Source organism: Virgibacillus aidingensis, assembly GCF_010994035.1.
GTDB lineage: Bacteria > Bacillota > Bacilli > Bacillales > Amphibacillaceae > Virgibacillus_N.
Genome location: NZ_WIXN01000019.1, coordinates 49061 through 75603 on the forward strand (window position 1 = coordinate 49061; position 26543 = coordinate 75603).

A 26543-nucleotide genomic window follows, 5' to 3' on the forward strand; every position below is an offset into this window, starting at 1 on the left:
TGATGCTTATTTTAATCACATATGATGTCAGTACATCGAGTGAAGGAGGAACAAAAAGGCTAAGAAAAGTTGCTAAAGCATGTCAAAATTATGGTCAACGGGTACAGAATTCTGTTTTTGAATGTATAGTAGATGCTACTCAATATGCAATATTAAAAATAGAATTAGAACAGCTTATTGATCAAAAAAAAGATAGCCTTCGCTTTTACAATTTAGGTAATAATCATAAAACGAAAGTAGAACATTTTGGGGTAAAAGGTTCATTGGACCTAGAAGATCCGTTGTTTTTTTAGATATTGGTGCTAACCTCAAGCAAACATGAAATTAGTAGGGGGTTAGCACTGAAAATAGCCTTTTATTTAGGTGAATAGTTGTATTTCAATATCCTTTAACCCCAGAAAGTGGTAATAATAAATCGGTTTTTAGATCTATTAAGTACAAGTGTTCCTGTTTTTTGCGAAATTCGCTATCGCACTCCTCGTGAGTGCGTGGATTGAAATAAAATTGTAGTACAACAAAATCACAAAACGAAAGATCGCACTCCTCGTGAGTGCGTGGATTGAAATAAAAATACACCTTTAATTGATTTTCAGAATACGATCGCACTCCTCGTGAGTGCGTGGATTGAAATACTAACAGCCCAATTCCAATACTTAGAACGTGGTGATCGCACTCCTCGTGAGTGCGTGGATTGAAATCCAAGACAAACTATTATAAGCTAGGTTAGCAAATATCGCACTCCTCGTGAGTGCGTGGATTGAAATGATTAGAGCTACGTCTACATTAGGTAAAGACCATATCGCACTCCTCGTGAGTGCGTGGATTGAAATAGAAAAGATTTTACAATACAAAATTACCATTTTTATCGCACTCCTCGTGAGTGCGTGGATTGAAATTTTTTAGGTGATTTCTTTTCCTCTTTTGGTTTCTATCGCACTCCTCGTGAGTGCGTGGATTGAAATATCAATGCTTACATTAAAAATGTCTGACAGCTGAATCGCACTCCTCGTGAGTGCGTGGATTGAAATCGTTAAAACAACCATTTTGGAACAGGAGTTTTCAGATCGCACTCCTCGTGAGTGCGTGGATTGAAATATATCTAAAAATGAGTACAGGAATTTCAATGCAACATCGCACTCCTCGTGAGTGCGTGGATTGAAATGGCAACTTCAAGGAATGGGTGAAAAACACGCCATATCGCACTCCTCGTGAGTGCGTGGATTGAAATAAAACGAAACTTTTTTGCAGCACTTTGCGATATTATCGCACTCCTCGTGAGTGCGTGGATTGAAATGAGTAGTTGCTGTTCCACCGTTTGAGTGGCGGTTAATCGCACTCCTCGTGAGTGCGTGGATTGAAATCCCGCTTGGTTGCCCTCGGCCTTGCTTGTGCTATTATCGCACTCCTCGTGAGTGCGTGGATTGAAATTATCCGAATATTGGGACGTTTGCGGAAATCAGAATCGCACTCCTCGTGAGTGCGTGGATTGAAATTTCTAAACACATTTTCAACCAATCCCTGCTTTCGAATCGCACTCCTCGTGAGTGCGTGGATTGAAATGATCGCCCCCGTATCTCTAGCGGATTGTAAGGAATCGCACTCCTCGTGAGTGCGTGGATTGAAATACCCGCGCTGTGGATAGCTAACTCTTCACCGGAATCGCACTCCTCGTGAGTGCGTGGATTGAAATATCCATGCGCGCAAATTGCATATCTTTGGCCACGTTATCGCACTCCTCGTGAGTGCGTGGATTGAAATCACATCGTCGGGTGGTGGTACATCGAGAAGTACAAATCGCACTCCTCGTGAGTGCGTGGATTGAAATCAAACTATCGCCCAAAGCATCAAATGCAGGTATTATCGCACTCCTCGTGAGTGCGTGGATTGAAATCCCGATCTCTTACATGTAACATAGGTTAAGTTATATCGCACTCCTCGTGAGTGCGTGGATTGAAATGGAAAGCTGATAGAGCCGCCACCACTACCACCCAATCGCACTCCTCGTGAGTGCGTGGATTGAAATAATTACGGTACCGAACGACATGGATGGCGGACATATCGCACTCCTCGTGAGTGCGTGGATTGAAATCTCGACAATAGTCACGACCGGATGTCGTTGCTGTTATCGCACTCCTCGTGAGTGCGTGGATTGAAATTATCCGAATATTGGGACGTTTGCGGAAATCAGAAACATCGCACTCCTCGTGAGTGCGTGGATTGAAATTTCTTCCTCCCTGCCACCGTACTCTAGGAAAGAGATCGCACTCCTCGTGAGTGCGTGGATTGAAATCATCAAATGCACCTGTTGATACAAAAAGAAAAATATCGCACTCCTCGTGAGTGCGTGGATTGAAATAAGGATTGAGAACTCACCCGAGAAGCAGTGACCATATCGCACTCCTCGTGAGTGCGTGGATTGAAATTTGCATAAGTCTGTACCAAGCTGTTATATTTTTATCGCACTCCTCGTGAGTGCGTGGATTGAAATTCGGATAACCGTGTTTACGTATTTTCGATATATATCGCACTCCTCGTGAGTGCGTGGATTGAAATAGTTTGAAAAAGAAAAAGGAAGGCAAACCACCGGATCGCACTCCTCGTGAGTGCGTGGATTGAAATTATTTTGAAAAATGCAGACAACATTACTTATGTATCGCACTCCTCGTGAGTGCGTGGATTGAAATCAAAATATCGGCCAATCTGTCTACTGCTTCATCATCGCACTCCTCGTGAGTGCGTGGATTGAAATCACAATGAGGGTTACAGGGGGCAAACTATTAAGGATCGCACTCCTCGTGAGTGCGTGGATTGAAATTGCTGCCTCAGCATCTGCCCCGATAGAATACCAGGATCGCACTCCTCGTGAGTGCGTGGATTGAAATCATGGCGTTGACGATCCGCAAAAACTAAAATCTATATCGCACTCCTCGTGAGTGCGTGGATTGAAATACCTACTATCATAATAACATCAAGAGTCGGCTTAAAAATCGCACTCCTCGTGAGTGCGTGGATTGAAATTAAACGGGTTGCTATTGTATTAATGGCTGTTAAAATCGCACTCCTCGTGAGTGCGTGGATTGAAATTACATTAAATATAGATGCCCAACGGTAATTTGAATCGCACTCCTCGTGAGTGCGTGGATTGAAATTGGAAGCTGTGAAGCCCTTAAATGCTGAACAAGGATCGCACTCCTCGTGAGTGCGTGGATTGAAATAAATAGGAACCGGGGCGACTGGTGAGAGTTTAGATCGCACTCCTCGTGAGTGCGTGGATTGAAATAGCCTGGAATCCTTCTTGCTTGTGTTTGTCGTATATCGCACTCCTCGTGAGTGCGTGGATTGAAATCATCTGGCGAATAGTAATAAGTGTCCAGCAGGATCATCGCACTCCTCGTGAGTGCGTGGATTGAAATTTTGAAAAAGCTGAAATCGGCAATAACTCTGTTGATCGCACTCCTCGTGAGTGCGTGGATTGAAATTCAAATGGCTCAAGAGGTGATAGATGGCAAACACATCGCACTCCTCGTGAGTGCGTGGATTGAAATCAAATTAGGGTAAAGCACATCCAATGGCACTTGTATCGCACTCCTCGTGAGTGCGTGGATTGAAATTCTAATGACATCCCAATATTGTTTGTTTAATTTATATCGCACTCCTCGTGAGTGCGTGGATTGAAATTACAAGGTGGTGACTGCATGAATTTAGACAGGGCATCGCACTCCTCGTGAGTGCGTGGATTGAAATCACCCCTTTATCGTTCATTTACACCGCCTCCTAAGATCGCACTCCTCGTGAGTGCGTGGATTGAAATCTGCCACAACCAAAGCAATGAAATGTCTGCTGCTATCGCACTCCTCGTGAGTGCGTGGATTGAAATACAAAACAAAAGATGCCGGATGCACAGTTACAGGATCGCACTCCTCGTGAGTGCGTGGATTGAAATTGTGAGGATAGAAAATAAAATAAACGGGAACTACATCGCACTCCTCGTGAGTGCGTGGATTGAAATGACTGGTTTAATACCATAAGGGATGAATATGCAAAATCGCACTCCTCGTGAGTGCGTGGATTGAAATTTAAAAAAGGGCGTTTGGAGTATGGACAAACAATAATCGCACTCCTCGTGAGTGCGTGGATTGAAATTGATTGCCTGTGGTGCATTGAGGACTGCCTCACATCGCACTCCTCGTGAGTGCGTGGATTGAAATAAAATATCCCTTTGCCCTTATATCAGCAAATAAATATCGCACTCCTCGTGAGTGCGTGGATTGAAATTGGTTCTGCGACATATATGTGTCATAAGGATCACATCGCACTCCTCGTGAGTGCGTGGATTGAAATTTAAAACAAATACAGGAGGTAATTTAAATGTCCATATCGCACTCCTCGTGAGTGCGTGGATTGAAATACACCATCAGTCATTTATATAGGCACGTATAACGAATCGCACTCCTCGTGAGTGCGTGGATTGAAATGCCCCGGTCCAAACTTCCGCATGACTGAATTAAAATCGCACTCCTCGTGAGTGCGTGGATTGAAATCACAATGAATTTAACTGTATTGCACAAGCCTCAATCGCACTCCTCGTGAGTGCGTGGATTGAAATATGATAGTGACTATATCTCCCAGATCGTAGTCAATATCGCACTCCTCGTGAGTGCGTGGATTGAAATTTTTCAAGTACGCGGGAACCAGAGCGTGTGGAAAATCGCACTCCTCGTGAGTGCGTGGATTGAAATGTCACGAAACCAACAGAATACGTGGTTTCAGTCAATCGCACTCCTCGTGAGTGCGTGGATTGAAATCTTTAGCATAAGCAATACCAGCAGAACCAGTAGTATCGCACTCCTCGTGAGTGCGTGGATTGAAATTCGATGTACTGAACTTCGGTCATTACTTTTGCTAGCATCGCACTCCTCGTGAGTGCGTGGATTGAAATGATTTGGTAGGCTTCCTCAACCCATACAAACGCCATCGCACTCCTCGTGAGTGCGTGGATTGAAATCAAAATCGAATGTCATCATCAAATTGGGTACGGTCATCGCACTCCTCGTGAGTGCGTGGATTGAAATGCTTCTATCGCTTATGAAATGTCAAAAAGTGAGATCGCACTCCTCGTGAGTGCGTGGATTGAAATTAGAATATATCTCACAGGTGATGAAGGATTTCCAAATCGCACTCCTCGTGAGTGCGTGGATTGAAATCTCTTGGATGGGGAGATGGGGTGAGGCGAGAATCATCGCACTCCTCGTGAGTGCGTGGATTGAAATACGCGGTCATGGTATGGAGTAGGAGATTTTCAGAATCGCACTCCTCGTGAGTGCGTGGATTGAAATAGTCTACATATACACAAGATCAGTTGGATCAAGTATCGCACTCCTTGTGAGTGCGCGGTTTAGAATTTAAAACGGTCCAACTATTAAATAATTGGATAGCTGCACCCTCATTATTTCATTATGCCCGTTTTTGTTTAGCTCTTTGAATTTTCAGTATTATTAAGTGATTTTAATTTTGAAGACACATTCATAGTATCAAATTTTGCAATATCTTTTTTTTTCATCATCTGTAGAAAAAGATTGTTAGACACCATATTTTCGATCTGCTATTCTACAACTAAACCATATGTATAAATCACCCATACCCCCAAATATACATAAACTACACTAAAAAGAAAAAAGGATGTGTCTGCAATTAAAAAGTATTATGTCTCTGCAAACACGGCGGAAGGCTTTATCAATTTGCTGCCTTCCAATGTAAAAGACCTTAAATATGTCATTATCCTTAAACATCCATCGTATAAGTTAAAAACTGCTGTCATCAAAAAAGTAATAGAAAGGCATAAAGACAATGAGTTGGAAATACTTTTAAGTCCTAAACAAAAGGCGTACTTGGATGGGGTTATCATCCGTGACAAAAAGGCAGCAGTTATCATTGAAAATATCACAACACCGAACCTACCTGGCGCCATAGAAATCGACTTAAATTTATTTACATCCGTTCAAATCCCCAAAGACTTAAGCAATGAAAAACAAAAAATTCAGGAATACATGAACTTAGCCTATGATCATTTTCAAAACGGCTTGAAAATCCACGATGACCTGGAAGCGATCTATATCAACGAAATGGATTTCCAAAAAGCGGATGAACTGGCTGAAACCTTCATAGAAAAGATGCTTGATGGCATGCCGGAAAGACCAAAAAAAGGAAATATTTACTATCGGCTTTTTGGGACGAATACTGCCGATGGCGTGGTCAATGAAGTTCCGCATATTACTCAAAGTGTATCTAAAGCTTACTTTATCAAAGGCCGAGCCGGTACAGGAAAATCCACCTTTATGAAAAAAATTGCAGAAGCATGCCGGCAACATGGTTTTGACATAGAACAATATTACTGCAGTTTTGACCCGAACAGCATTGATATGGTACTTGTGAGGGAATTGGATTTCTGTATTTTTGACAGTACGGACCCGCATGAATTTTTTCCTGAACGCAATGATGATGAAATCATTGATATATATGAAATAGCTGTGTCACCCGGTACCGATGAAAAGTATGCAAAAGAAATAAAAGAAACACATGACCATTATAAATCCTATATGAAAAATGGAATCAAAAAAATAAAAAAAGCCGGCGAACATCTTGAAACAATAGAGCAGCAATTTTATTTTAAAGATGAAGAAATAAAAAACATTACAGATTTTATAACGGAAAAGGCAATAGTGCAGTAGAACATTACCCCACTTTAATTTATGATCATTTTCCTGCAATTGATTCGAATCACTTAAAAACGCACTTCTTTATGGTACGATAAAATGAGGAAAAGGTTTAAGGGTGGGGAATAATATGCGAACATCACGGGAAGTGGATTTATCCAACTTTGAGTTTTTATCCTATTTTAATGCGGAAGAACTTGCTGAATTAAAGACAATGCTGTTTGAGCGGACCTACAAAAAAAATCAGCTGCTGTTTACGGAGGGAGATCCACGGGAAAGAATTTTCCTCCTGGCAGACGGCTATGTCAAGCTGGAAAAAACAAACCGGGATGCAAACATGCTTTATATTAATTATATTAGCCCGAATGATTTTTTTCCGTATGTAGGATTATTTAATGAAGAATATTACCGATATTCCGCTTATGCAGTAACTGATATCCATGTTTACTATATTCCTGCCAGAAAGTTTGAATCCATCATACCTCATAAAAAAGAAATGCTGCTGCACATTATTAAGCGTCTTGATCTATTGACAAGAAGGCATCAGGACCGTCTTCAGACCATTTCTACGCCGCTTGCTTCAGATAGAGTGGAACAAACGATCAGTTATTTGTGTCAGAATTTTTCCTCGAAACACGGAGAGGATTACTATGTGGACATTCCTGTTACTATGGTGGAAATGGCTAAAATAGCAGGCACTTCACGGGAAACAGTGTCTCAAGTTTATAAGATGTTAAAAGAGGACCATATTATTTCACTTAATGGAAAGAAAATTATTGTGCACGATGCCGAATATTTTTTAGGTAAAATACAATAAAGGATGAAGTAAGACCGGCTTACCTGAACTAATTCGGTTATTCTTTCACTAATTCTTGTGAAGTAATTCACAAGAATTTCTCGCCTCAAAAATAATGCCAAATATACCACACTACTAATGTCAAATCCTTCGCTTCCTATATGTGAAAACATTAACAAATAGACTGCAATATGCCCTGCATCCAGATTTCAGCAATCCTTTTATAATAGTAATTGAAGAAGTATTTACCTATAAGCATAAATTGGAAGAATTCAGCCCACACATAAGGAGGTTTTCGGCATGGAAACCGCAAAGCTGGATATGAGCGGAAGGAGCTTTTTAACATTATTAAATTTTTCAGAGGAAGAAATACATTACTTCGTTGACTTGGCTAAGGAGTTAAAAGAAAAGAAGAGGGCCGGGGAGCCGCATCGTTATCTTGAGGGTCAAAATATTGCCTTACTTTTCGAGAAACCATCTATGCCTGCACGTTTTGCCCATACAGCAGCCTGTGCAGACGCAGGTGCGCATCCTGCTTATTTTGGAAAAAGTGATTTGGATTTTGGAAAAATGGAATCTGTAGCCGATATTGCTAAAGTGCTGGGAAGAATGTTTGATGGCATATGGTTTTACGGTTATAAGCAAAAAACGGTGGAAGAACTGGCTGTACACGCTGGTATTCCTGTCTGGAATGGAATGACAGATAAATACTATCCGAGCCAAATGATAGCAGATTTTCTTACGATCCAGGAAAATGTGGGTCATTTGAAAGGGGTTCGTCTTGCTTATGCAGGGAACGGCCGGAGCAATGTTGCAGCAAGCTTGCTGATTGGCGGGGCGAAAGTCGGGATGGATATTCGTATATGTTCACCTGAGGAGCTTTTCCCAAACCCGGACACGATTCATCATGCTGAAGAAATTTCAAAATCCACTAGTGGCAAAATAATAGTGACCTCCAAGATCGAGGAAGCCGTTGATGGGGCGGATGCGATTTATACAGATGGATGGATTGCGAGCGATGTTGAAGCACATGCCGGGGAAAAAATTCATTTACTTAAGCCATATCAGGTAAATGAACGGATGCTGGATTTAACCGGTAATAAAAATGTTTTGTTTTTGCATTGCTTACCGAGCTTTCACGATTTAAGCACGGAAATCGGCCGGCAAGTGTATGAAAAATACGGAATAAAAGAGATGGAAGTTACTGATGATGTTTTTCGGAGCAGGAATTCAATTGTATTTGATCAGGCGGAAAATCGATTGCATACTATGAAAGCGATTATGGTAGCTGCAAATGGAATGGGATTGAATAGGAAGAATGATTTTCCCGGCAATTAAAAAAAGAGGTGATAGCCATGAATGGTAAAAGAATTGTCGTTGTCCTTGGCGGAAATCTGGCCCAGACGGAAGGCAGGTCTGCCTACACGCAGCAAAGATTACTGGAGAAGACTGCTATAGAGCTGGCAAAGCTTATAAAAGAAGGGCACCAGCTAGTTATCACATATGACAATACTTATCAGTTGGAGAACGTTTATTTGCAGCAAATGCAGTCAGAACGTATGGATCATCCGTCCATGCCATTAGATGTATGCGGTGCACTGAGCCAGGGAATGATTGGTTATTGGCTGGAAAATGCACTCGATCTCCGCTTAAGAGAGTTTGGTATTATTAAACCGGTTGTTTCACTTGTTACAAGAGCAGAAGTAGACCCGGCAGATGAAGCTTTTTGGAATCCGGTATGGCCCATTGGACCTTATTATACAGAAAAAGAGTCAAATGCATTGATGGAAGAAACCGGGGAAGCATATCTGGAAGTGGATCCGAATAAAGGCTGGCGGAAGGTTGTACCATCGCTTATGCCTATTAAGATTTTGGAGCAGCAGGCGGTTGAGACATTGGCAGATAGCGGCCATATCGTCATTTGTGCCGGTGGCGGCGGTGTTCCGGTAATTTACAGGAGAGGCAGATATATTGGTGTTGAAGGTGTCGTGGACAAGGATTTTGCATCGAAGAAACTTGCTGAAGAAATCAACGCTGATGTACTGCTAATGCTAACGGAAGTGGATCATGCTTATGTCCATTTTAATACTCCGGATGAACAGGCACTTCAACTGGTGGAAACGGATGAAATCGAACATTTGCTAAATGAGAACCACTTTGCACCCGGCAGCATGCTTCGGAAAATAAGGGCAGGCATAGACTTCGCCAAAACCTGTACTGACAAGGAATGCATTATTACCTCTTTGGACCGGGCAAGTGAAGCACTCCAAGGCAAAACCGGCACAAAAATTGTGAAACAGAGGGACGGTTCTCTTGTATCCAATTGAGTGGCTGATATTATGTTTGATGCATAGTAAATACGGTGTGTTATGCGCAGTAAAATGCAGTACTATTATATGGATATTGACGGTTCTCCAGCAATATATGAATCGCTGTTTTCAGACATAGAGAGAACAATTTTGCAACAAGAGAACCGTCCTGCTGTTGCAAGCTAGGATAAATAATAAAGATATATGAGACCAAATCGTTGACCGGTTTGGTCTGTTCATGTAATAAAATTTAAAGCAGAATGCCGATACTTAACATGGATTCTTGGATTTAAGGGAATAGTAAGGGAACAGGAGAACATAAAAGTATGTTACCCTGAAAGAAATAAATTATTTGCGATATAAGGGTGGATCACGTATGGTTACACAAATGATCAATCAGGCAGCGTGGGATTTGGAAGACACTTATTCCGAGTTACCTGAATTATTTTATACAAAGCAGCAGCCTGCACAAGCAAAAGATCCTGAGCTGGTTATTTTTAATCAACCGCTTGCAAAATCCATCGGACTGCAAACAGAAAAGCTGAGTGGGGAAGCACTGGCAAATGTGTTTTCGGGCAACCAGCTGCCGGATGAAGCAGATCCACTTGCTCAAGCCTATGCAGGCCACCAATTTGGTCATTTTACAATGCTCGGGGATGGCCGGGCGGTTTTAATTGGTGAAAAATTATCCCCATCGGGAGAGCGGTTTGATATTCAGTTAAAGGGTGCGGGAAGAACACCATACTCCCGTGGAGGAGACGGCCGGGCAGCACTTGGCCCGATGCTGCGCGAATATATTATCAGTGAGGCAATGCACGGACTCGGCATACCGACCTCTCGCAGTCTGGCAGTAACGACTACAGGTGAAAAAGTGAGAAGAGAGACATTTTTGACAGGCGCGATTGTAACCCGGATCGCTTCCAGCCATATACGGGTAGGGACATTTGAATATGCAGCCCGCTGGGGATCGCTTGAAGATTTGAAAGCGTTGGCTGACTATACAATTAACCGCCATTTTCCGGAAATAAAAGAGCATGAAAACCCCTATTTATCTCTGTATGAGAAGGTGATCGATCGCCAGGCATCACTCATAGCCGGCTGGCAGCTGATTGGATTTATCCATGGCGTCATGAACACGGATAATATGACGGTCAGTGGAGAGACAATTGATTACGGGCCATGTGCATTTATGAATCAATATGATCCGAAGACTGTTTTTAGTTCCATTGATGTCAATGGCCGGTATGCTTACGAAAACCAGCCGGGAATCGGGGAATGGAATCTGGCCCGGTTTGCGGAAGCTTTGCTGCCGCTATTTCAGGAGGACAGTGAAAAAGCGGTGGCAACAGCGCAGCATGCACTGGGAAATTATGCAAAGCTTTACTGGGGTTATTGGTTATCCGGCATGCGGAAAAAATTAGGGCTGGCAATCGAAAAAGAAGAGGATGAATCGTTGGTAAAAGAGCTGCTGCAGTTGATGGAAAACCACGAGGCAGACTTTACGAACACTTTTCGATTATTGACATTAAATGATCAGGATAACAGTGAATTATTTACCAGCAGAGGGTTTAGAGAATGGAAGAAAAAATGGAAAGAGAGACAAACTGCTGAATTAAATACTAAAAAGGAAATGGAAGCGCTGATGAAAGAAAACAACCCTTTCATTATTCCGCGTAATCATCTTGTGGAGGAAGCGTTGGAAGCAGCGGTCGAAAAGCAGGATTATTCGGTAATGAATCAATTGCTTGATATACTTTCCAGACCATATGACTATAATCAAATTCAGGAGAAATACTTCCTTCCTCCGAACCCAAGTGACGAGCCTTTTGTAACGTATTGCGGTACGTGATTTATTGCAGTATGCCAAATCACGATTAATAATTGCCATGCCATGTTATGAAAACCTCTTATAAGTTCCCGAACGATTGAAATATTTTCTCTTCAGGTCTTCGTTCGGTAACTTATCATTTTAATGAATGTCAGAATACTATGGCGGTCATTCGCCGAACCTATAAGGTAATTAAATGATAGGCATTTATGCTGTATAAATGCCTATATGAAAAACGGTTGGTAAGTTTTTTTACCACTCATCCCGGAGCGTTTGCTATTCCGTTAAAAACTTCTCTGTATAATATGGCTGGTTATTTTCATTAAAAGCAACACCAACCCCCAGTTCACGGTAACCGGGCTTTAATATATTTTCTCTGTGGCCGTCGGAATTCATTAACCCTTCATGGGCAAAAATGCTGCTTGTCTGTCCTGCTGCAAGATTTTCCCCGGCCATTTGAAAGGAGATGGCATCTGCTTCCATTCGGTCAAAAGGGGATTCACCATCCAGGTTTGTGTGGCTGAAGTAATTATTATCTGCCATATCCTCGCTATGACTGCGGGCAGTTTCCCTGACTGGCTCATGCCATTCCAGCGGCGGAAGCTCTCGGGTTGCCCTTGCTGCATTGGTGATGTCGAATAATTGATACTCAAAACCTTCCTTCAGTTTTTCATTCGGTTCACCAAAAAACCCTTCTTTTTCCTGTTCCAGATCTTTACTGATAATTTGGATTGCTGTTACTGAATCATTTTCATGCAGATCAAAAAAGATTGTAACATAATTGTGATCCAGCTCAAATGTGTTATATTCTCCGTTGCCATCAATTTCGTAATTTGTAAAGCCCTTACGTATTGCTGTAATTGGTGCACCCAGCTCTGCATGAACATTGTCACCGGAACTGCCGTATCCAATCCCTTGTTTGGAAGCAATAAGGTCCTGATTCGTATAAAGCCCTACCACTTTATCATTTTCATCATAAGCAGCCATAAAAAAGTTTTGATAATTTTCATGATAAGCGGCCCACTCTGTGCCATATTCATTTAGAGTGACGCGTTTCGGGCTGCCTGCTTTATTCTCCACATCGGAACGGTCATCTCCAATCTCTACATTATGAATGGAAAATGACTGTTCCTCCGGTTCTGTCAAATCAGGCCGCTCTGCCTGGGGTACCTCCTTCTGTTCTTCAAGGGTTTCGTCTCCTGTTAATCTGCTGTATATTTGTTCAATTTCATTATTCAAGTATTGTATTGTATTATTCACATTCGGATGTTCAAGCATATCCGCAATATCGGATTGAATAGATGAAGCGACGCCCTGAAACCCATCTCGCTGAAAGGAATCACCATAAAAATGCCAAAGCACAGCTCCGACAAGCAATAAAAATATAATATGACGTAATTTAGGCACTGGCACACTCCTTTCCTATTCTCTATAAAAGCTTCATAGTACAGTATACACGGTTATTGGGGTAACGAACCATCAAGATGTAAACCACTGAATAAAATGAAAATTTATAAATTTATTAAAACTTTTAACTTTTCTCTTTACTTACTAGGTATTTTATACTATACTGAATTTAAAGGTTCTTATTAAAGAACAATCGAAAAATAGTAAAAAAACAAGTTTTGTTTATGTGTGTGGAGGGAATAGATAAGTTGATAAAAATTGTTCCATGGGGGTGAAAATAATATGCTGGCATTTAAAACGTTTAAACCGTATCACTTAGAAGCTAATGACGATTACTTGTATCTAGTTTTAGCAAAAAGTGATTTCACGATACTTATCAACAATAAGGAATATCAGTTTATCCCGCTTAAGGCAAAGAAAATTAAGATCAATCTTACAAATGGGCAGGTTGATAACCCAAACGATATTTTTGCTTTCCAGCGGGATAACGACATTATTTACATAACCCTCACACGTTTTCTGCAAATGACCGATTTTCTTGTTGAGCTGCACCGGATTGCTAAACCATACTGTTATCCGGAAAGAAAATTTTATGAAATATATGATCACGAAATGGTAATTGATGAACTGGAACGATTAAATATTAAACGTCTCATTGATCGAGCACTGGATGAGCGCGACCGGGACAGTTTTTACCAGCTGCTGAAAAAGCTTTAATGGCTCCCGGGTTAATGCGGTCCTGAAGAGTATTTTATACGTTTTGTCTGCCAAAGGTGAAAAATAAGTCGACCTGATAGAAGAGCGATCTATCAGGTCATTAAACTTACTTCCCTTTATTATCATGGTTGAAACTTCCGGATCCGAATCAGTATATATCAATTAGCAGATCAGTTACTTTTTCGGCAGTATAACTGCTTCCGCCGCGGTCTTGCGTTTCCTCGACCATCATCGCAATCAGTATGTCAGGATCCTCGGTCGGATAGCCGACAAACCAGCCATTTTCCTGTGCTGAATCATCTTCACCGCTCAGTTTTAATTCTGCCGTTCCTGTTTTTCCGGAAATCGGAAAGTCCGCCTCATTGGCAACAGTGGCAGTACCATCCGTGACGACGGCTCTTAAAGAATCAGCAATCAAATCTGCCTGTTCGGGCGACAGTACATTCTCCTGCCAAATCTGACCGGTTTCCTCACTGGATAAAAATGTTGGCTTCACCATATTTCCTTCATTGATAAACATCGTATAGCCCGCAGCTAAATGCAGGGCGCTCATTTCCAGCTGACCTTGCCCATAGCTGGCATTTGCTAACATTACCTCATCATCCATTTCTCCGCTTGCAGAAACAGTAGAAGCACTGACTGGATATTCATATGGCAGCTCTTCCCCAAAACCAATACTTTCCATCCCGCTGACAAATGCTTCACCGCCCATTTCTACACCTTGCATAGCAAAATAAATATTGTCGGAGCGAACCATCGCATCCATTAAATCAACAGGACCACTTGATTCGGAAACACGGCGAACTTCGTAATCCCCCCAAGCCTCCCCATTACTCCAGGTTTTCCCCTCTATTTCAAAACCTTCATCCGGGTCAAGGCTCCCATTTGCCAGACCTATGGCAGCAGTGAGCGGTTTGATCACAGATCCCGGAGCAAAAGTTGCGGAAAACCGATTTATCAATGGGCTCTGTTCATCATTTTGCAAGGAATCCCATAAATCAGCATTTGTTCCGTATAATATTTCATTTGGATCAAAAGCAGGACTGCTTACAAGTGCAAGTGTTTCTCCAGTTACCGGATTAATAGCGGCAGCCGTACCGCTGTCTTCTTCTTCATATGCGTTGAATATTTTTTCCTGCAGGTTTATATCGATCGTAAGCGTTATATTTTCCCCATCCTGAACAGGGGTTTCCGCTAAAACGACTTCTTCCTCATCTTCTTTTTCAACAACAATGGTCACGCCTCTTTCCCCTTTAAGCCTGTCCTCATACCATTGTTCCAGTCCCCGTTTACCAATCACATCGGTCGCACTGTATTTGCCCGGTTCTGCTTCTTCCAACTCCTCTGCAGTGATATCCCCGATATAGCCGACAAGATGGGCAGCTGCTTCACCGGCAGGGTATACACGGCCGGTTAGCTCCCGGTTGGTGATTCCGGGCACCTCAAAGAGCTGGTTTAACGTTTCTTCATCTGTCACTGACACTTGCTTTAATGGGACAAATAGGTCCGGTTCCACCCAGTCGGCATTCAGCGCCGTCTCTATATTTTCTACTGACATACCCAAAAGTTCTGCTGCCTGATCGATGCTTTGTTCCGGGTTATCTCCCATGCTTTCCGGTATAAAACCAATTTCATAAACAGTATCATTGATAGCCAGAGGCATTTGATTCCGATCCAAAATTTCTCCTCGTTGTGGATTGGTTGTTTCTATGCTGATTTCCCCGCCGTCTTTGAGGTCAGGGAAAATAAACCCGGGATCCCACGCAATAAACCAATTCATTTCCTCTTCTTCTTCTCCAAGCTGATGGAGTGTGGCTTCATAGGAAAAATTAATTTCCCCTGCCATGGTTTCCATATCCACGGTAAATGGCAGTGTTGCTGTACCATCTTCCATCGCATTCTCCAGTGTTTCGTCCGCTATGGGGTCAAAAGAAACATGCAGATCCGACACTGCCAAATCCTCATAAATTTTATTATAACGGTCAGCATACTGATCTATAGCGTAGGTTTCTTTGGCTTCTGGAGTCAGCATGCTGTACATTTTTTCGAATTCCATATTATTCCATTGGTTTACATAGGTTTCAAAACTTTCATTTGGTGTAGCTTGATCTTCTGAACATGCAGCTAATAAGGTTATAATAATAACTGAAAAAAAGATAAATAGCTTTCTCATTCTAATCCCCCACAATTTTTATGCATATTTTTATTATAGCATTTTTTTATTTGAAAAAATGAACAAAAAGTTAACTTTGGTTACCCTGTTTTTTGTATGCCGGTTTGGAAACATGTACTATAAATGGAAAAGTCACACTGGTGATGGCTCCAGGTGACTTTTTGCATTGCTGTAAAATATGTGTGGTTAACTTGCTTCCATATGATTTTTAACTTCCGTGCTAATCCGGTTAAATTCTTCGTCAGAAACAACATAATACCAAATACCATTAATCGTCTGTCCGGTTCCTTCTATTTCAAGCGTCCTCGTATTTTGCTGGGTTCCGCGATAACTGCCGAATATGGATTGCATATTATTCATATTCAGGTCGGTCTTTACATTGCCGCCTAAAATATCCAGAATTTCACCGACTTTAGTGATACTGGAGAAGCTTGCTCCCTGTCTTAAAGCAGCCTGAATTACTTCCCGTTGGCGCTCGTTCCGTCCCAGATCACCACGCGGGTCATCTTTACGCATCCTGATGTAATCCAATGCTTCAGACCCGTTTAAGCGGATTTCCCCTTCTGCGAAATTTGAGCCGCCCTGGGAAAATGCCTGGGTATTACTGACGGTCACACCGCCAATAGCATCAATTCCCTGCTGGAATCCTTCCATATTCACCCTTGCATAGTAGTGGACAGGCAAATCAAACGTCTCTTCCACTGTCTGTACGGATAATTCCACATCCCCAAATGCATATGCATGATTAATTTTATCCATCCCGCGTCCCGGAATATTTACATATGTGTCGCGCGGTATACTGAACATGAGCATGGAATCTGTTTGCGGGTTCAGGGATAAAAGAATCATCGTATCGGAACGTCCTGCATCTCCCTCACGTGAATCCACGCCAAGCAAAAGAACATTAAGAGACCTGTTTTCCTGAAAAATCGTTTCCAGTTCTTTTTGTCTTTCCGGGTCACTGTCTCTTTCCAGCGGGTCATGCATCGTTTCTACTGTATCCCCAAGTTTATCCCACATATAAAAGGCAAAGCCGCTTATCAATAGTATAAAGAAAAGGAAAATTCCACCAACCCAATATGGCCACCTGCGTTTTTTTCTCGGTCTATTCATTCTTGAACTCAAATGTATTCTCCTCTGGTGCAAAACTTTGTCTGCTTTTCAGCAGATTGAAAAAATTTAACTGCAGAAGTACAGCAAGGCTTTCCCATGACGGTCCGGCAGTCAGCCTTTTATTCCACAAAGTTTGCAAAAATTATCATATCTGGGTAGATTATATCGAAAATAGTCCATTCCGTCTATATCATTTGTTATAAATGTAAAAATATATCGAACACAGTAAAAAATACTCAGAAGTCATCACAAGAACTTCTGAGCATTTTTGAAACTGCTGGAGTATCAAGTGCTGCTCTTTCATCTGAAGAACCTTGCTATTCTATAAAAGCTCTTGCTTCAGATAAAACTGGCTTTTTGGGTGGGCAGCTTCTGTTTTTAACAATTGTATCAGCCATATCCTATAAACACGAGGCCAGTTAAAATAAAAATAATGAAAGGTTTTTTTATAGGAAAAACTCCTCATAATCTATTTATTATAAGTATATATTTTTTCTGGAGGAAGAAAAGTTAATTTTGCTTACTTATATAAATGCCTGCTGAACTGTTGGTTTAAACGGTAATATTGTTCTCAATATAGCATAAAATCATTTTTTAAAAATGAAAATCTAAGTAAATAGGAGTAAATTAAAGCAATTAACAGCAAAGTGTTCTCAATAGAGTATATTTGGTTCTTTTTAGCGTTTTTCTTTCTGGGAATTTTGCCCTATACTACAATTAACTTGTTCGTTATAACATACATTAACAGACGTGAAAAAGAACATAATTGGTGCAGCATGAAGAAATATAAGTCATCGAATAACGAACGGATACATATGGAAGGGGGAGATCGCTGAAGATGTAAACAATTTAGAAATCATCATGCAAAAACTGTACCACACTTCAGGAATTCAGCGGAAATACTTTATTAATTTCACATTATTAGGAGGAATGGACAAATGAGTTTAAAGAAAAAATTAGGTATGGGAATTGCCACAGCGGTATTGGGAATTGGACTAATCGGCGGAGGAACGTTTGCTTATTTCAGTGATGCGGAGACGACGAATAATACATTTGCAGCAGGTACATTAGATTTATCAGTGGATCCCACTACCATTATTGATGTAGCTAATATAAAACCAGGTGACATCATGCCGCGTCATTTCGAGTTAATTAATGATGGCAGCTTGGATATATCGTCTGTGGATCTTTATACAGAATATAGTGTAGAGTATGGCGATAATTATACAGGCGGGGATATGGGTGAGCACATTTTAGTGCACTTCATGACGAATGTAGATAAAAATGGTCTTGGAAATATTGTGCTTGGACCAAATAATGTTATCACTTCTACAACTTTAGCTGAGTTAAGAGATGCAGATGGGCTGCCGGATGCGGTTGAAAATGAATTGAGAGATGTGCTGCCGTGGCTTGGGGATTTAGGAGCCGGTGAAAGATCTGGTTTAGAAGCCGGTGATTCAGATGATCTGATTGTGGTATTTGAATTTGTGGATAATGGAGAAGACCAAAATACATTCCAGGATGCTACGTTATCACTTGAATGGACATTTGACGCTCAACAAACAGCTGGTGAAATCAGATAGTAAATATTGAAGGAAGAAGTGGATCCAACTTCTTCCTTCCTTACATACTTTTAATTACAGTTTGTTTTGCTTCATAAATAGGAGGGAGGACATATGGCCATGAAGGAAAAACTGGGAATGAGTATGTTGATTGGCGTTTTGGGAATTGTTCTCGTTAGTGGCGGCACGTTTGCCTATTTTACCGATTCGATACTGACTAACAACAATGTAACTGCCGGAACATTGGATCTTGGGGTTACAAATATTAATGACGAAGGGATTTTGTTTGAGTTTGAAAACAAAAAGCCCGGGGATACGTTTGATTATACATTCAGTTTGAGCAATCAAGGTTCATTGGATATCAAGAATGTCACCCTTTATTCCGAAAATACGGTACGTAATAAAAATGGGGAAGTAACTGACAATGATTTTGATAAACAAATCCTGCTCACTTCAGTCAAAGTAAATGATGAGGAAATAATGGAAGAGGCAGTCACCCTGGCTGAACTTCAGGATAACGAAATGATCCTTATTGAAAACTTTGGCTCCGGGGACGAAGATGCAGCAGTTTATGTGGAATTTGAATTTATCAAAACAGATAAGAGCCAAAATAAATACCAGGGCAACTCCATTGAGCTGGAATGGACATTTGAAGCAATACAGACTGAGGATTGACGAATCATCCCCTAAGTCGGCCGGTCAACTCCTTCCTTTTACACGAGGTTGGGACAAAACAATTTTAGTAAACAGAAACCCGAACATCCTTATACTCTGCGCTTTTAACCCGCTCCGGAAATATACTACGCTTTCCGCGGGCGGCTGGTAAGCCTCCTCGTGCTAATGCACTGTGGGGTCTCACCGATGCCTTTGCTCCCGCAAATCTTTTCGGTGGGACGAGGAACCGCTGTACCGTAGTCCCAGGAGTCTACGTATATTTCCGGAGCTAATATGGTAGATTGTTCGTCTTTTCTTTGCTTACTCAGTGTTCAGTCTCAGCCTCATATTTAAAGTTTTTCCAGGCATTTATGTGTATTCATAAATATATGACAAGTTGTGTATTTATGAGTACACAGAAATGATTTTATAAGGAGGGATCACCGGATAATTTTTTTACATAACTGGCATTCGCTTATGACAGGCGTTTAAGTAAGATTTTCCCATGCCTGGTAAAACGGAAATTCCAGCGAAAGGAGAATGAGGATGCGAAGTAAACGGTTTAGAAAATATAGAAGGCAATTTCCGGTAGCTTTCTTTCTAGTAAAACTTGTGCTGATCTGGTATTTAGTCGTATTTTCCATCAGTTATTTAACATCTGGAACAGCTGCACATTTTTACGATGCAGAGGAATCAGATTCAATGGTCTATGCGGGGTTCTGGGCCGATGGATGGGATGGCAGTTCATTATCGTTTGTGGAAAATGGCAACACCAACATAAAAGCATGTGATCCTGTTGAGATCACTAAGGAGATTCAAAATAGCGGTGATGAAGATATGCTGGCCGGCAGTACGTATGATGTCTATTATGCAGAAAATGGAAACCCGGAAAAACACGGGGTAAAACTTGATTTGTCTGAAAGTGAAGGAAACATAACTGCACTGGAGAGCGGCGAATCGACAATACTTAAATACTTGGCACAAAAACCCGGAAGGTACGCGTTTCTGGTTCAGCAGCCGGAAGGACATCCGGACAAAGAAAGTATATGGAGCAAATCTGTAAAGGTAAATTGTCCCCCTGGGAAAACAGAACAGGAAGCGGAAGAAGATACCCAAGAATCTGCAGAACTTGAAGAACCTGCGGAACCAGAAGTTGAAGGCGGGGAAAACGGAAATACGGAATCCAATGCAGATTCCAGTGACGACAATGAAATAGAAGAAACAAAAGAAGAAAATCAGGAAAATGAAACAGGCAGCAGCGATGATAATGAGGAACTATCTGAAAAGGAAGAGGAAGAAACTGGGGAAGCAGGTGAGGAGTCTTGAAAAAAAGAAAAATTCTAAAGTGGATGAACAGTTTTGTCAGTGTCTTGCTTATGGTTTTATTAATCGGTGTTGCCGCCTTATTTGTTTATACGAAGATCTCCGGCGGGGAACCGGAAGTTTTCGGCTATCAGTTAAAAACAGTATTGTCCGGGTCGATGGAGCCGGAAATTCAAACTGGTTCGATTATTGCAGTGCAAACAGTGGAGGACGGTTCCGGCTTTGCTGAAGGTGACATCATAACTTTTATGGAGTCTCATGATAAATTGATTACCCACAGAATTGTGGAAGTGAATGAATCAAGTGATGGCCCAATTTATACGACAAAAGGTGATAACAACAATGCAGCGGATTCCAGTCCGGTACTGGCAGAAAATGTTGTGGCGTCTTATTCGGGGATTACTGTTCCGTATGCCGGGTATATCATTAATTTCGCCCAGACACCAAATGGCGCCTTGGTATTTCTTGTTCTGCCGGGAGTGCTCATGGTAGGGTATTCCACTATTACCATCTGGAGAGCACTTGGAGAATTGGAAAAATCAAAGAAAGCGGCCGGGACAGAGTAGCATAAATCCGGATTACAGCCACCGCTGATGCGATAATAATTGGTCATTATGCTTTAGAAACCATGGTACTTGCACAGGCAAGGAAGTGTAAAGCTTCCTTCCTGCAAAAAAAGTCTTATGTGAGGAAGATGCTTATGAAATCCAAAAAATTAATGCTTTCTCTAGCAGTTGTTTTGCTTTTTAGTCTTTCACCTTTTTTAAATAAGTCCGCTTCAGCAGATGACAGAATTTCCATCGGCGTATTTCCAAATGATACGCTATTTCAAGTGGAAAATATGAAGCCAGGAGATTGGGCACCAAGAACGGTGACCGTGGAAAACAATGGGCAAGAAGCTTTTTCTTATAGCATGCACATTGAAAGTGAAAGTACGGATAAGCTTTTTAATGAGCTTCTTTTAGAGATCAAAACGCCAGAAATAGAACTGTACACTGGTAAACTTGCGGATTTTGAGAATCTGGAGGAAAGAAACCTGGAACGGGGAGAAGAAGAGAATCTGGAGCTTACCATTCGGTTTCCAAGTCATTTAGGCAATGAATTTCAGGGGTTAAATACAGCTTTCAATATCATTTTCACGGCAAAAGGCGATCTTGATGATGCTGCTGTTCAGGTTCCCGGTTTTATAGGAAGTGACGAATATCCGCCTTCTGAAAACGGAAGTTCGCCGGCATTGGGCAGCAGTGACACCCCTTCACATAGCGGAGGAACACTGCCTCAAACAGCAACTGATATTTTCCTGTTTCTGTTATTGGGAGCTGTATTACTCATTAATGGCATCCTTTTGTATAAATATAACCAACAAAGAAAGAGAGCGTAAAAACCAAGCCTAAAGTTGTGTTTTTACGCTTAAAACATACACGCCTTTTTTTCGACACGGAAAATAAATATTTGATAACAAAACTAGTTTTGTTTTGACAAAACAACCCATCCAAAAGGCGTTGCTTATATAGTATGATAGTCATAGTGGTAATTATTTTGATACATATTTAAAAACAGGCAGAAAGTAATGTTTGGCAAAAGTGACGTGAAATAGGAAAACAGGGGGAGTTATTTATGCAGGGGACGGTAAAGCGGGCAGCACTGGATTGTGAATGGGTCAACTTAATTAAAAGTGCAAAAAATTTGGGGATTACCATGGAAGAGATACGTGAATTTCTGAAAGAAGCTGAAAAAGCAGGGCATGAATAAGTTTTTGTATTTAAAATAGTACTCCTCGTCTTCTTTATGGTATAATTTCCGGTGAAAGAAGGTGAGACCTTGATCGGTGAAAAGATTAAGCAGCTGAGGAAGGAAAAGAAAATGTCCATTTCGGAACTGGCGGAAAAAGCCGGTGTAGCAAAATCGTATCTAAGTTCTATTGAACGAAATTTGCAAACAAATCCATCGATCCAGTTTATTGAAAAGGTGAGTGCTGTACTGAATGTTTCTGTAAATGAGCTTATCCAGAGTGACAGTGAAAAGATAAATCAGGATGAACTGGATGAAGAATGGTTAAAAATAGTGCAGGAAGCAATGGAGTCCGGCGTGTCCAAAGAACAATTCAAGGAATATCTTGAATTTAATAAATGGCGCAGCAGACAAGGTAACTAAATGAGCCGGGTAAAGCAGAACTATGAGCGGTATTCATACCTCCTTGTACAGCATTTGGAAAGGAATATATCCGGGAGATCAGATTCATGAAGAAATATCTATATTGGCTCCTGCCGGTTTTTTGGATGGGAGTTATTTTTTATGCTTCAGACCAGCCGTATGAAAAACAGGATATAAAACCATTGCTATCCGGCGGGCTGGATCTATCGTATTTTGAGCCGCTGATAGACTGGATAAGCTTTACATATAATGGTACATTGGTAAGTGTGGCGACACACGGAGTTGCCGGTTTTATCGAATTTTTTATCCGCAAAGGTGCTCACGTTGCGGTATTTTTACTGTTGGCCTGCTTTTTTTATATTGCGATAACTAAATCGTCGCAGCTGCCATTTAAATACGCATTAGCCATTTCATTTTTCGGAACCCTTGCATATGCTATTACTGATGAAGTTCACCAGGGGTTTACTCCAAACCGCACTCCATTTATCGGTGATGTAATACTCGATGCAGTTGGTGCGTTTACTGCCGTGATGTTAATTATTGCCATACGGCATTGGAAAAATCGAAATGGATAAAAATGAGTTGGATGATCCGGGTGGATTATTTCATTTTCGGATATTTATTTAGTGCCATGTAACTACTTTCTGGGCATCGTTTAGCAGATTTCAATGAAAAAATTGTTTTTGCGACATGATTCGACAATAATTTGCGAAGTATTATGATATGGTACTATTTATCTACAGAAATGAAATTATGCGAAAAAGGCGGGAAAATAATGAAGGAGCAGGAATGGTATAAGGATCTGCTGGCGAAAATGATTACAGAAACAGAGAATCAGAAAATTAATACCGCGGAGGAAATGATTAAAACTTTAGTCAATGAGATCAGTATTTCAAAAATGGACCATAGCATAAGAGTACAGGCGGAAGCAGCATCAAAATAGGATACAATAGAAATTGAGAACCTTGAATAAGGATGATTAAACATGGAAACAGCCACACCACTTTATATAAAACATGCAACTATTTATTCAACTGAAAAGGTAATACAGGATGGGTTTGTTCTAATAGAGGATGGCCGGATTACAAAGATCAATTCCGCTGAAATCACCCCTTTACCTGAGCATACGCAGGCTATCGATGGAACAGGCCTATGTTTGATTCCCGGATTCATTGATGGACACATACACGGGGCAAATGGTGCAGACGTAATGGATGCAACAGAGGAAGCACTGGATGCAATCGCCCGTGTACTCCCTGAGGAAGGAACGACCAGCTTTCTGGCAACAACGATAACCCAGGCACCGGAAAATATTGAAGCTGCTTTGGAAAATACAGCGGCATACCATTCCGGAATAGGACAGGCCGAAATGCTCGGGGTTCATCTGGAGGGACCTTTTATTGAAAAAAACAAAGCTGGTGCTCAGCCGCTGGAATACATTATGGAACCGGATCTGGAACAATTTAAGACATGGCAGCAGTTGTCGGGGAACAAAATCAAAACGATTACCATGGCACCCGAACATGATAGAGACGGACGTTTTACAGCATACTTATATGAGAATGGAATTAATGTATCAGCAGGACATACGGATGCCGGCTTTTCCGATATGGAGAAGGCGGTCTCGCGGGGGGTGCGCCAGGTTACGCATTTATGCAATGCCATGACAGGTATTCATCATCGGGATATTGGGGTTGTGGGTGCAGCCTTTTTCCTGGAAGACCTTCGGGCAGAACTGATTGCGGATGGAATTCATGTGTCCCCTGAAATGCTTTCCTTAATTTTTGCCAACATGGGAAGTGAACGTTTATTATTAATTACAGATGCCATGCGGGCAAAATGTCTGGAAAAAGGGAACTATGAACTGGGAGGTCAGCCGGTATCCGTTTCAGAAGACAGAGCGATTTTGGCGGATGGCACACTGGCTGGGAGCATTTTAAAAATGAATGAAGGTGCAAAGCAAATGTTTCAGCTTCCCGAAGTAACAATGAGGGACATTGTCCGGATGACTGCAGAAAACCCTGCAAAACAACTCGGGGTGTGGGAAAGAAAGGGCAGTATTGAAGTTGGAAAAGACGCAGATATCCTTTTGGTAAATGAAGAACTGGATATTAAATATACAATTTGCCGCGGAGCAATTGCTTTCAAGGAGGATTATTAGAAATGAATATCATTACTGTGAAAGACTATCAGGAAATGAGTGAGCATGCAGGAAAACTGCTGATTGAAAAAGTGAATTCAAAGCGTAAAACAGTGCTGGGCCTGGCAACAGGGTCGACTCCGGAAGGCCTGTATGCTTATTTAGTAAAAAAGTATAAAGAGGGAAATGTTTCTTTTGCGGATGTACAAACATTCAATCTGGACGAATATGTCGGGCTGGACGGGGATGATCCGAACAGTTACATGCATTATATGAAGCATCATTTATTTAACCACATTGACCTTCCGGCACAAAACGCACACTTGCCAAGCGGCACAGCAGAAGACTTAGAGGAAGAGTGCAATGCGTATGAAAAGAAAATTGAGGATGCGGGAAAGATTGACCTGCAAGTGCTCGGGATCGGTTTGAATGGGCATATCGGTTTTAATGAACCCGGTACCTCTTTTAAAAGCAGGACACATATTGTAGAGCTTGATGCGTCAACCCGCCAGGCTAATGCCCGTTTTTTTGATTCAATGGAAGAGGTGCCAACTCAGGCGCTAACCATGGGAATAGCATCCATTATGAACAGTAGAGAGATTATGCTGTTGGTGTCCGGGGAAGGCAAAGCGGAAACACTTGTCAAACTCCTGGAAGGAAGAGTTACCGAAGATTTCCCTGCATCCATTCTGCATGAACATCCAAACGTAACCATTATTGCTGATGAAGCAGCTTACAGCAAAATAAAATAATAAAAATCGGTCAGCGCCTCAGATGCTGACCGATTTTTATTAAAAAAACTGCGGAACAGCTCTAGTGTTGCGAAATAACGTAAACACGGTGTGTGACGGTTTTACCAAACAACTTCACTTTGTAAAAGGTACAGAAACCATTTTAAGCTTTTCACAGGATTTGTCTTCAAGGTCAATTGTTGAGCACATTTTCCGGATTACCCATAAAATTGTTTTTGCAAGAAAAGAATCTTCCCGCAGATTACACGTCAATTTCTATATATTTTTTTGCGGTTTGTTTAACTTCTGCCTGGTCGCTTGTTAAATTGGTGATCCAGACCTGAAATTCTTTTTCTTTGCCGCTTTCCACGTAGACGATGCACTCTACTTTATCCATGTAGTTAATTGTTTCTAAAATATATTCGGATTTCCTCAGCTCATTTTCCAGTTTGCCGAGCAAGGTGTAATCAACGGTGATGGAAAAGCCCTGCATGAGCTGTCTTTTGACTACCCCAGTCGTTTTGATTGCCTGGGAAGTTGTGTTTCCGTATGCGCGGATCAGTCCTCCGGCTCCCAGTTTAATGCCGCCAAAATACCTAGTAACTACCACAGCGGTGTCTTTGAGTTTTTGCTTTTTCAGCACTTCCAGCATCGGCACGCCCGCAGTTCCACTCGGCTCTCCGTCATCATTTGCTTTTTGAATTTGATCATTTTCTCCAATCATATAGGCAGAGCAATTATGTGTGGCATCTGCATGCTTCTTCTTTATTTCCTGAATAAAATGCTGTGCTGCCTCCTCGGTCTCCACACGTCTGACATATCCAATAAACCTGGACTTTTGAATAATGATTTCGTCCATTCCTTCCTTTTTTACTGTATAATAAGATTGCAGCATTGATATTACCTCCAAATAGTTGCATTAT

22 protein-coding genes and 1 CRISPR repeat array are annotated in these 26543 nt (G+C 41.4%); of the genes, 18 read left to right on the forward strand and 4 right to left on the reverse strand.

Annotation, left to right across the window (positions count from 1 at the left end; all coding sequences use genetic code 11):
* The first annotated feature begins 2 nt into the window (after nt 1-2).
* From cas2 to GHD25_RS15070, 6 genes are all read left to right on the forward strand, one after another.
* Nucleotides 3-293, forward strand: coding sequence for a CRISPR-associated endonuclease Cas2 (gene cas2, locus GHD25_RS15045; protein ID WP_164218385.1), 291 nt, complete (start codon nt 3-5; stop codon nt 291-293).
* Between the two features lie 175 nt (nt 294-468).
* A CRISPR array of direct repeats spans nt 469-5402; the repeat unit is 32 nt; unit sequence ATCGCACTCCTCGTGAGTGCGTGGATTGAAAT.
* A gap of 279 nt (nt 5403-5681) precedes the next feature.
* Nucleotides 5682-6728, forward strand: a complete 1047-nt coding sequence (locus GHD25_RS15050) for a hypothetical protein (RefSeq protein ID WP_240452379.1) — start codon at nt 5682-5684, stop codon at nt 6726-6728.
* 115 nt (nt 6729-6843) lie between these two features.
* The gene (locus GHD25_RS15055; protein WP_164218292.1) at nt 6844-7530 is read left to right on the forward strand and encodes a Crp/Fnr family transcriptional regulator; all 687 of its coding nucleotides are present in this window, start codon (nt 6844-6846) and stop codon (nt 7528-7530) included.
* A gap of 279 nt (nt 7531-7809) precedes the next feature.
* Nucleotides 7810-8847: an ornithine carbamoyltransferase gene (gene argF / locus GHD25_RS15060; protein WP_164218294.1), complete on the forward strand. Its 1038-nt coding sequence runs from the start codon at nt 7810-7812 to the stop codon at nt 8845-8847.
* 17 nt (nt 8848-8864) lie between these two features.
* A complete protein-coding gene (gene arcC, locus GHD25_RS15065) occupies nt 8865-9836 on the forward strand; it encodes a carbamate kinase (protein WP_164218296.1) in 972 nt (323 codons plus the stop codon).
* 358 nt (nt 9837-10194) lie between these two features.
* Nucleotides 10195-11667 (forward strand): protein adenylyltransferase SelO, encoded by a 1473-nt coding sequence (locus GHD25_RS15070; protein WP_240452380.1) that lies wholly within the window; start codon nt 10195-10197, stop codon nt 11665-11667.
* Between the two features lie 255 nt (nt 11668-11922).
* On the opposite strand, the gene GHD25_RS15075 is transcribed toward GHD25_RS15070, so the two are convergent.
* Nucleotides 11923-13053 carry a CAP domain-containing protein gene (locus tag GHD25_RS15075; RefSeq protein ID WP_164218298.1) on the reverse strand — a complete coding sequence of 377 codons (1131 nt, stop codon included), beginning with the start codon at nt 13051-13053 and terminating at the stop codon, nt 11923-11925.
* A 282-nt stretch (nt 13054-13335) separates the two neighbouring features.
* Here GHD25_RS15075 and GHD25_RS15080 point away from each other — a divergent pair, with 282 nt between their 5' ends.
* The gene (locus GHD25_RS15080; protein ID WP_164218300.1) at nt 13336-13770 is read left to right on the forward strand and encodes an IDEAL domain-containing protein; all 435 of its coding nucleotides are present in this window, start codon (nt 13336-13338) and stop codon (nt 13768-13770) included.
* Nucleotides 13771-13918: 148 nt separating this feature from the next.
* Here GHD25_RS15080 and GHD25_RS15085 read toward each other — a convergent pair whose 3' ends face one another.
* Nucleotides 13919-15943 (reverse strand): penicillin-binding transpeptidase domain-containing protein, encoded by a 2025-nt coding sequence (locus GHD25_RS15085; protein WP_164218302.1) that lies wholly within the window; start codon nt 15941-15943, stop codon nt 13919-13921.
* 186 nt (nt 15944-16129) lie between these two features.
* Nucleotides 16130-17068, reverse strand: coding sequence for an LCP family glycopolymer transferase (locus GHD25_RS15090; RefSeq protein ID WP_240452381.1), 939 nt, complete (start codon nt 17066-17068; stop codon nt 16130-16132).
* Nucleotides 17069-17994: 926 nt separating this feature from the next.
* On the opposite strand from GHD25_RS15090, the gene GHD25_RS15095 reads away from it, so the two are divergent.
* The 11 genes from GHD25_RS15095 to nagB all read left to right on the forward strand — a co-directional run bounded on the left by GHD25_RS15095 (nt 17995) and on the right by nagB (nt 25641).
* On the forward strand, nt 17995-18639 hold the full coding sequence (locus GHD25_RS15095) for a TasA family protein (protein WP_164218304.1): 645 nt from the start codon (nt 17995-17997) through the stop codon (nt 18637-18639).
* A gap of 93 nt (nt 18640-18732) precedes the next feature.
* Nucleotides 18733-19293: a TasA family protein gene (locus GHD25_RS15100; RefSeq protein WP_164218306.1), complete on the forward strand. Its 561-nt coding sequence runs from the start codon at nt 18733-18735 to the stop codon at nt 19291-19293.
* A gap of 525 nt (nt 19294-19818) precedes the next feature.
* On the forward strand, nt 19819-20598 hold the full coding sequence (tapA, locus tag GHD25_RS15105; protein ID WP_164218308.1) for an amyloid fiber anchoring/assembly protein TapA: 780 nt from the start codon (nt 19819-19821) through the stop codon (nt 20596-20598).
* A complete protein-coding gene (gene sipW / locus GHD25_RS15110) occupies nt 20595-21161 on the forward strand; it encodes a signal peptidase I SipW (protein WP_240452382.1) in 567 nt (188 codons plus the stop codon). Before tapA ends, sipW begins: the two co-directional genes overlap by 4 nt.
* A gap of 134 nt (nt 21162-21295) precedes the next feature.
* On the forward strand, nt 21296-21976 hold the full coding sequence (locus GHD25_RS15115; protein WP_164218310.1) for a hypothetical protein: 681 nt from the start codon (nt 21296-21298) through the stop codon (nt 21974-21976).
* A 236-nt stretch (nt 21977-22212) separates the two neighbouring features.
* Complete coding sequence (locus GHD25_RS15120; protein WP_164218312.1) at nt 22213-22347, forward strand: anti-repressor SinI family protein; 135 nt, start codon at nt 22213-22215, stop codon at nt 22345-22347.
* A 69-nt stretch (nt 22348-22416) separates the two neighbouring features.
* On the forward strand, nt 22417-22749 hold the full coding sequence (locus tag GHD25_RS15125; protein ID WP_164218314.1) for a helix-turn-helix domain-containing protein: 333 nt from the start codon (nt 22417-22419) through the stop codon (nt 22747-22749).
* An 86-nt stretch (nt 22750-22835) separates the two neighbouring features.
* Nucleotides 22836-23324, forward strand: a complete 489-nt coding sequence (locus GHD25_RS15130) for a VanZ family protein (RefSeq protein ID WP_164218316.1) — start codon at nt 22836-22838, stop codon at nt 23322-23324.
* Nucleotides 23325-23524: 200 nt separating this feature from the next.
* Nucleotides 23525-23692, forward strand: coding sequence for a hypothetical protein (locus GHD25_RS15135; RefSeq protein ID WP_164218318.1), 168 nt, complete (start codon nt 23525-23527; stop codon nt 23690-23692).
* A gap of 42 nt (nt 23693-23734) precedes the next feature.
* Nucleotides 23735-24910: an N-acetylglucosamine-6-phosphate deacetylase gene (gene nagA / locus GHD25_RS15140; protein ID WP_164218320.1), complete on the forward strand. Its 1176-nt coding sequence runs from the start codon at nt 23735-23737 to the stop codon at nt 24908-24910.
* Nucleotides 24911-24912: 2 nt separating this feature from the next.
* Nucleotides 24913-25641, forward strand: a complete 729-nt coding sequence (nagB, locus tag GHD25_RS15145) for a glucosamine-6-phosphate deaminase (protein ID WP_164218322.1) — start codon at nt 24913-24915, stop codon at nt 25639-25641.
* Between the two features lie 241 nt (nt 25642-25882).
* On the opposite strand, the gene GHD25_RS15150 is transcribed toward nagB, so the two are convergent.
* Nucleotides 25883-26515 carry a YigZ family protein gene (locus tag GHD25_RS15150; protein ID WP_164218324.1) on the reverse strand — a complete coding sequence of 211 codons (633 nt, stop codon included), beginning with the start codon at nt 26513-26515 and terminating at the stop codon, nt 25883-25885.
* Between the last annotated feature and the right edge of the window lie 28 nt (nt 26516-26543).

What these genes read in the sequence shown, in the direction of transcription:
- cas2 (WP_164218385.1), top strand. Translation starts at nt 3, where the DNA reads ATGCTTATTTTAATCACATATGATGTCAGTACATCGAGTGAAGGAGGA.
- GHD25_RS15055 (WP_164218292.1), top strand. Translation starts at nt 6,844, where the DNA reads ATGCGAACATCACGGGAAGTGGATTTATCCAACTTTGAGTTTTTATCC.
- argF (WP_164218294.1), top strand. Translation starts at nt 7,810, where the DNA reads ATGGAAACCGCAAAGCTGGATATGAGCGGAAGGAGCTTTTTAACATTA.
- arcC (WP_164218296.1), top strand. Translation starts at nt 8,865, where the DNA reads ATGAATGGTAAAAGAATTGTCGTTGTCCTTGGCGGAAATCTGGCCCAG.
- GHD25_RS15070 (WP_240452380.1), top strand. Translation starts at nt 10,195, where the DNA reads ATGGTTACACAAATGATCAATCAGGCAGCGTGGGATTTGGAAGACACT.
- GHD25_RS15080 (WP_164218300.1), top strand. Translation starts at nt 13,336, where the DNA reads ATGCTGGCATTTAAAACGTTTAAACCGTATCACTTAGAAGCTAATGAC.
- GHD25_RS15085 (WP_164218302.1), bottom strand. Translation starts at nt 15,943, where the DNA reads ATGAGAAAGCTATTTATCTTTTTTTCAGTTATTATTATAACCTTATTA.
- GHD25_RS15095 (WP_164218304.1), top strand. Translation starts at nt 17,995, where the DNA reads ATGAGTTTAAAGAAAAAATTAGGTATGGGAATTGCCACAGCGGTATTG.
- GHD25_RS15100 (WP_164218306.1), top strand. Translation starts at nt 18,733, where the DNA reads ATGGCCATGAAGGAAAAACTGGGAATGAGTATGTTGATTGGCGTTTTG.
- tapA (WP_164218308.1), top strand. Translation starts at nt 19,819, where the DNA reads ATGCGAAGTAAACGGTTTAGAAAATATAGAAGGCAATTTCCGGTAGCT.
- GHD25_RS15115 (WP_164218310.1), top strand. Translation starts at nt 21,296, where the DNA reads ATGAAATCCAAAAAATTAATGCTTTCTCTAGCAGTTGTTTTGCTTTTT.
- GHD25_RS15120 (WP_164218312.1), top strand. Translation starts at nt 22,213, where the DNA reads ATGCAGGGGACGGTAAAGCGGGCAGCACTGGATTGTGAATGGGTCAAC.
- GHD25_RS15130 (WP_164218316.1), top strand. Translation starts at nt 22,836, where the DNA reads ATGAAGAAATATCTATATTGGCTCCTGCCGGTTTTTTGGATGGGAGTT.
- GHD25_RS15135 (WP_164218318.1), top strand. Translation starts at nt 23,525, where the DNA reads ATGAAGGAGCAGGAATGGTATAAGGATCTGCTGGCGAAAATGATTACA.
- nagA (WP_164218320.1), top strand. Translation starts at nt 23,735, where the DNA reads ATGGAAACAGCCACACCACTTTATATAAAACATGCAACTATTTATTCA.
- nagB (WP_164218322.1), top strand. Translation starts at nt 24,913, where the DNA reads ATGAATATCATTACTGTGAAAGACTATCAGGAAATGAGTGAGCATGCA.
- GHD25_RS15150 (WP_164218324.1), bottom strand. Translation starts at nt 26,515, where the DNA reads ATGCTGCAATCTTATTATACAGTAAAAAAGGAAGGAATGGACGAAATC.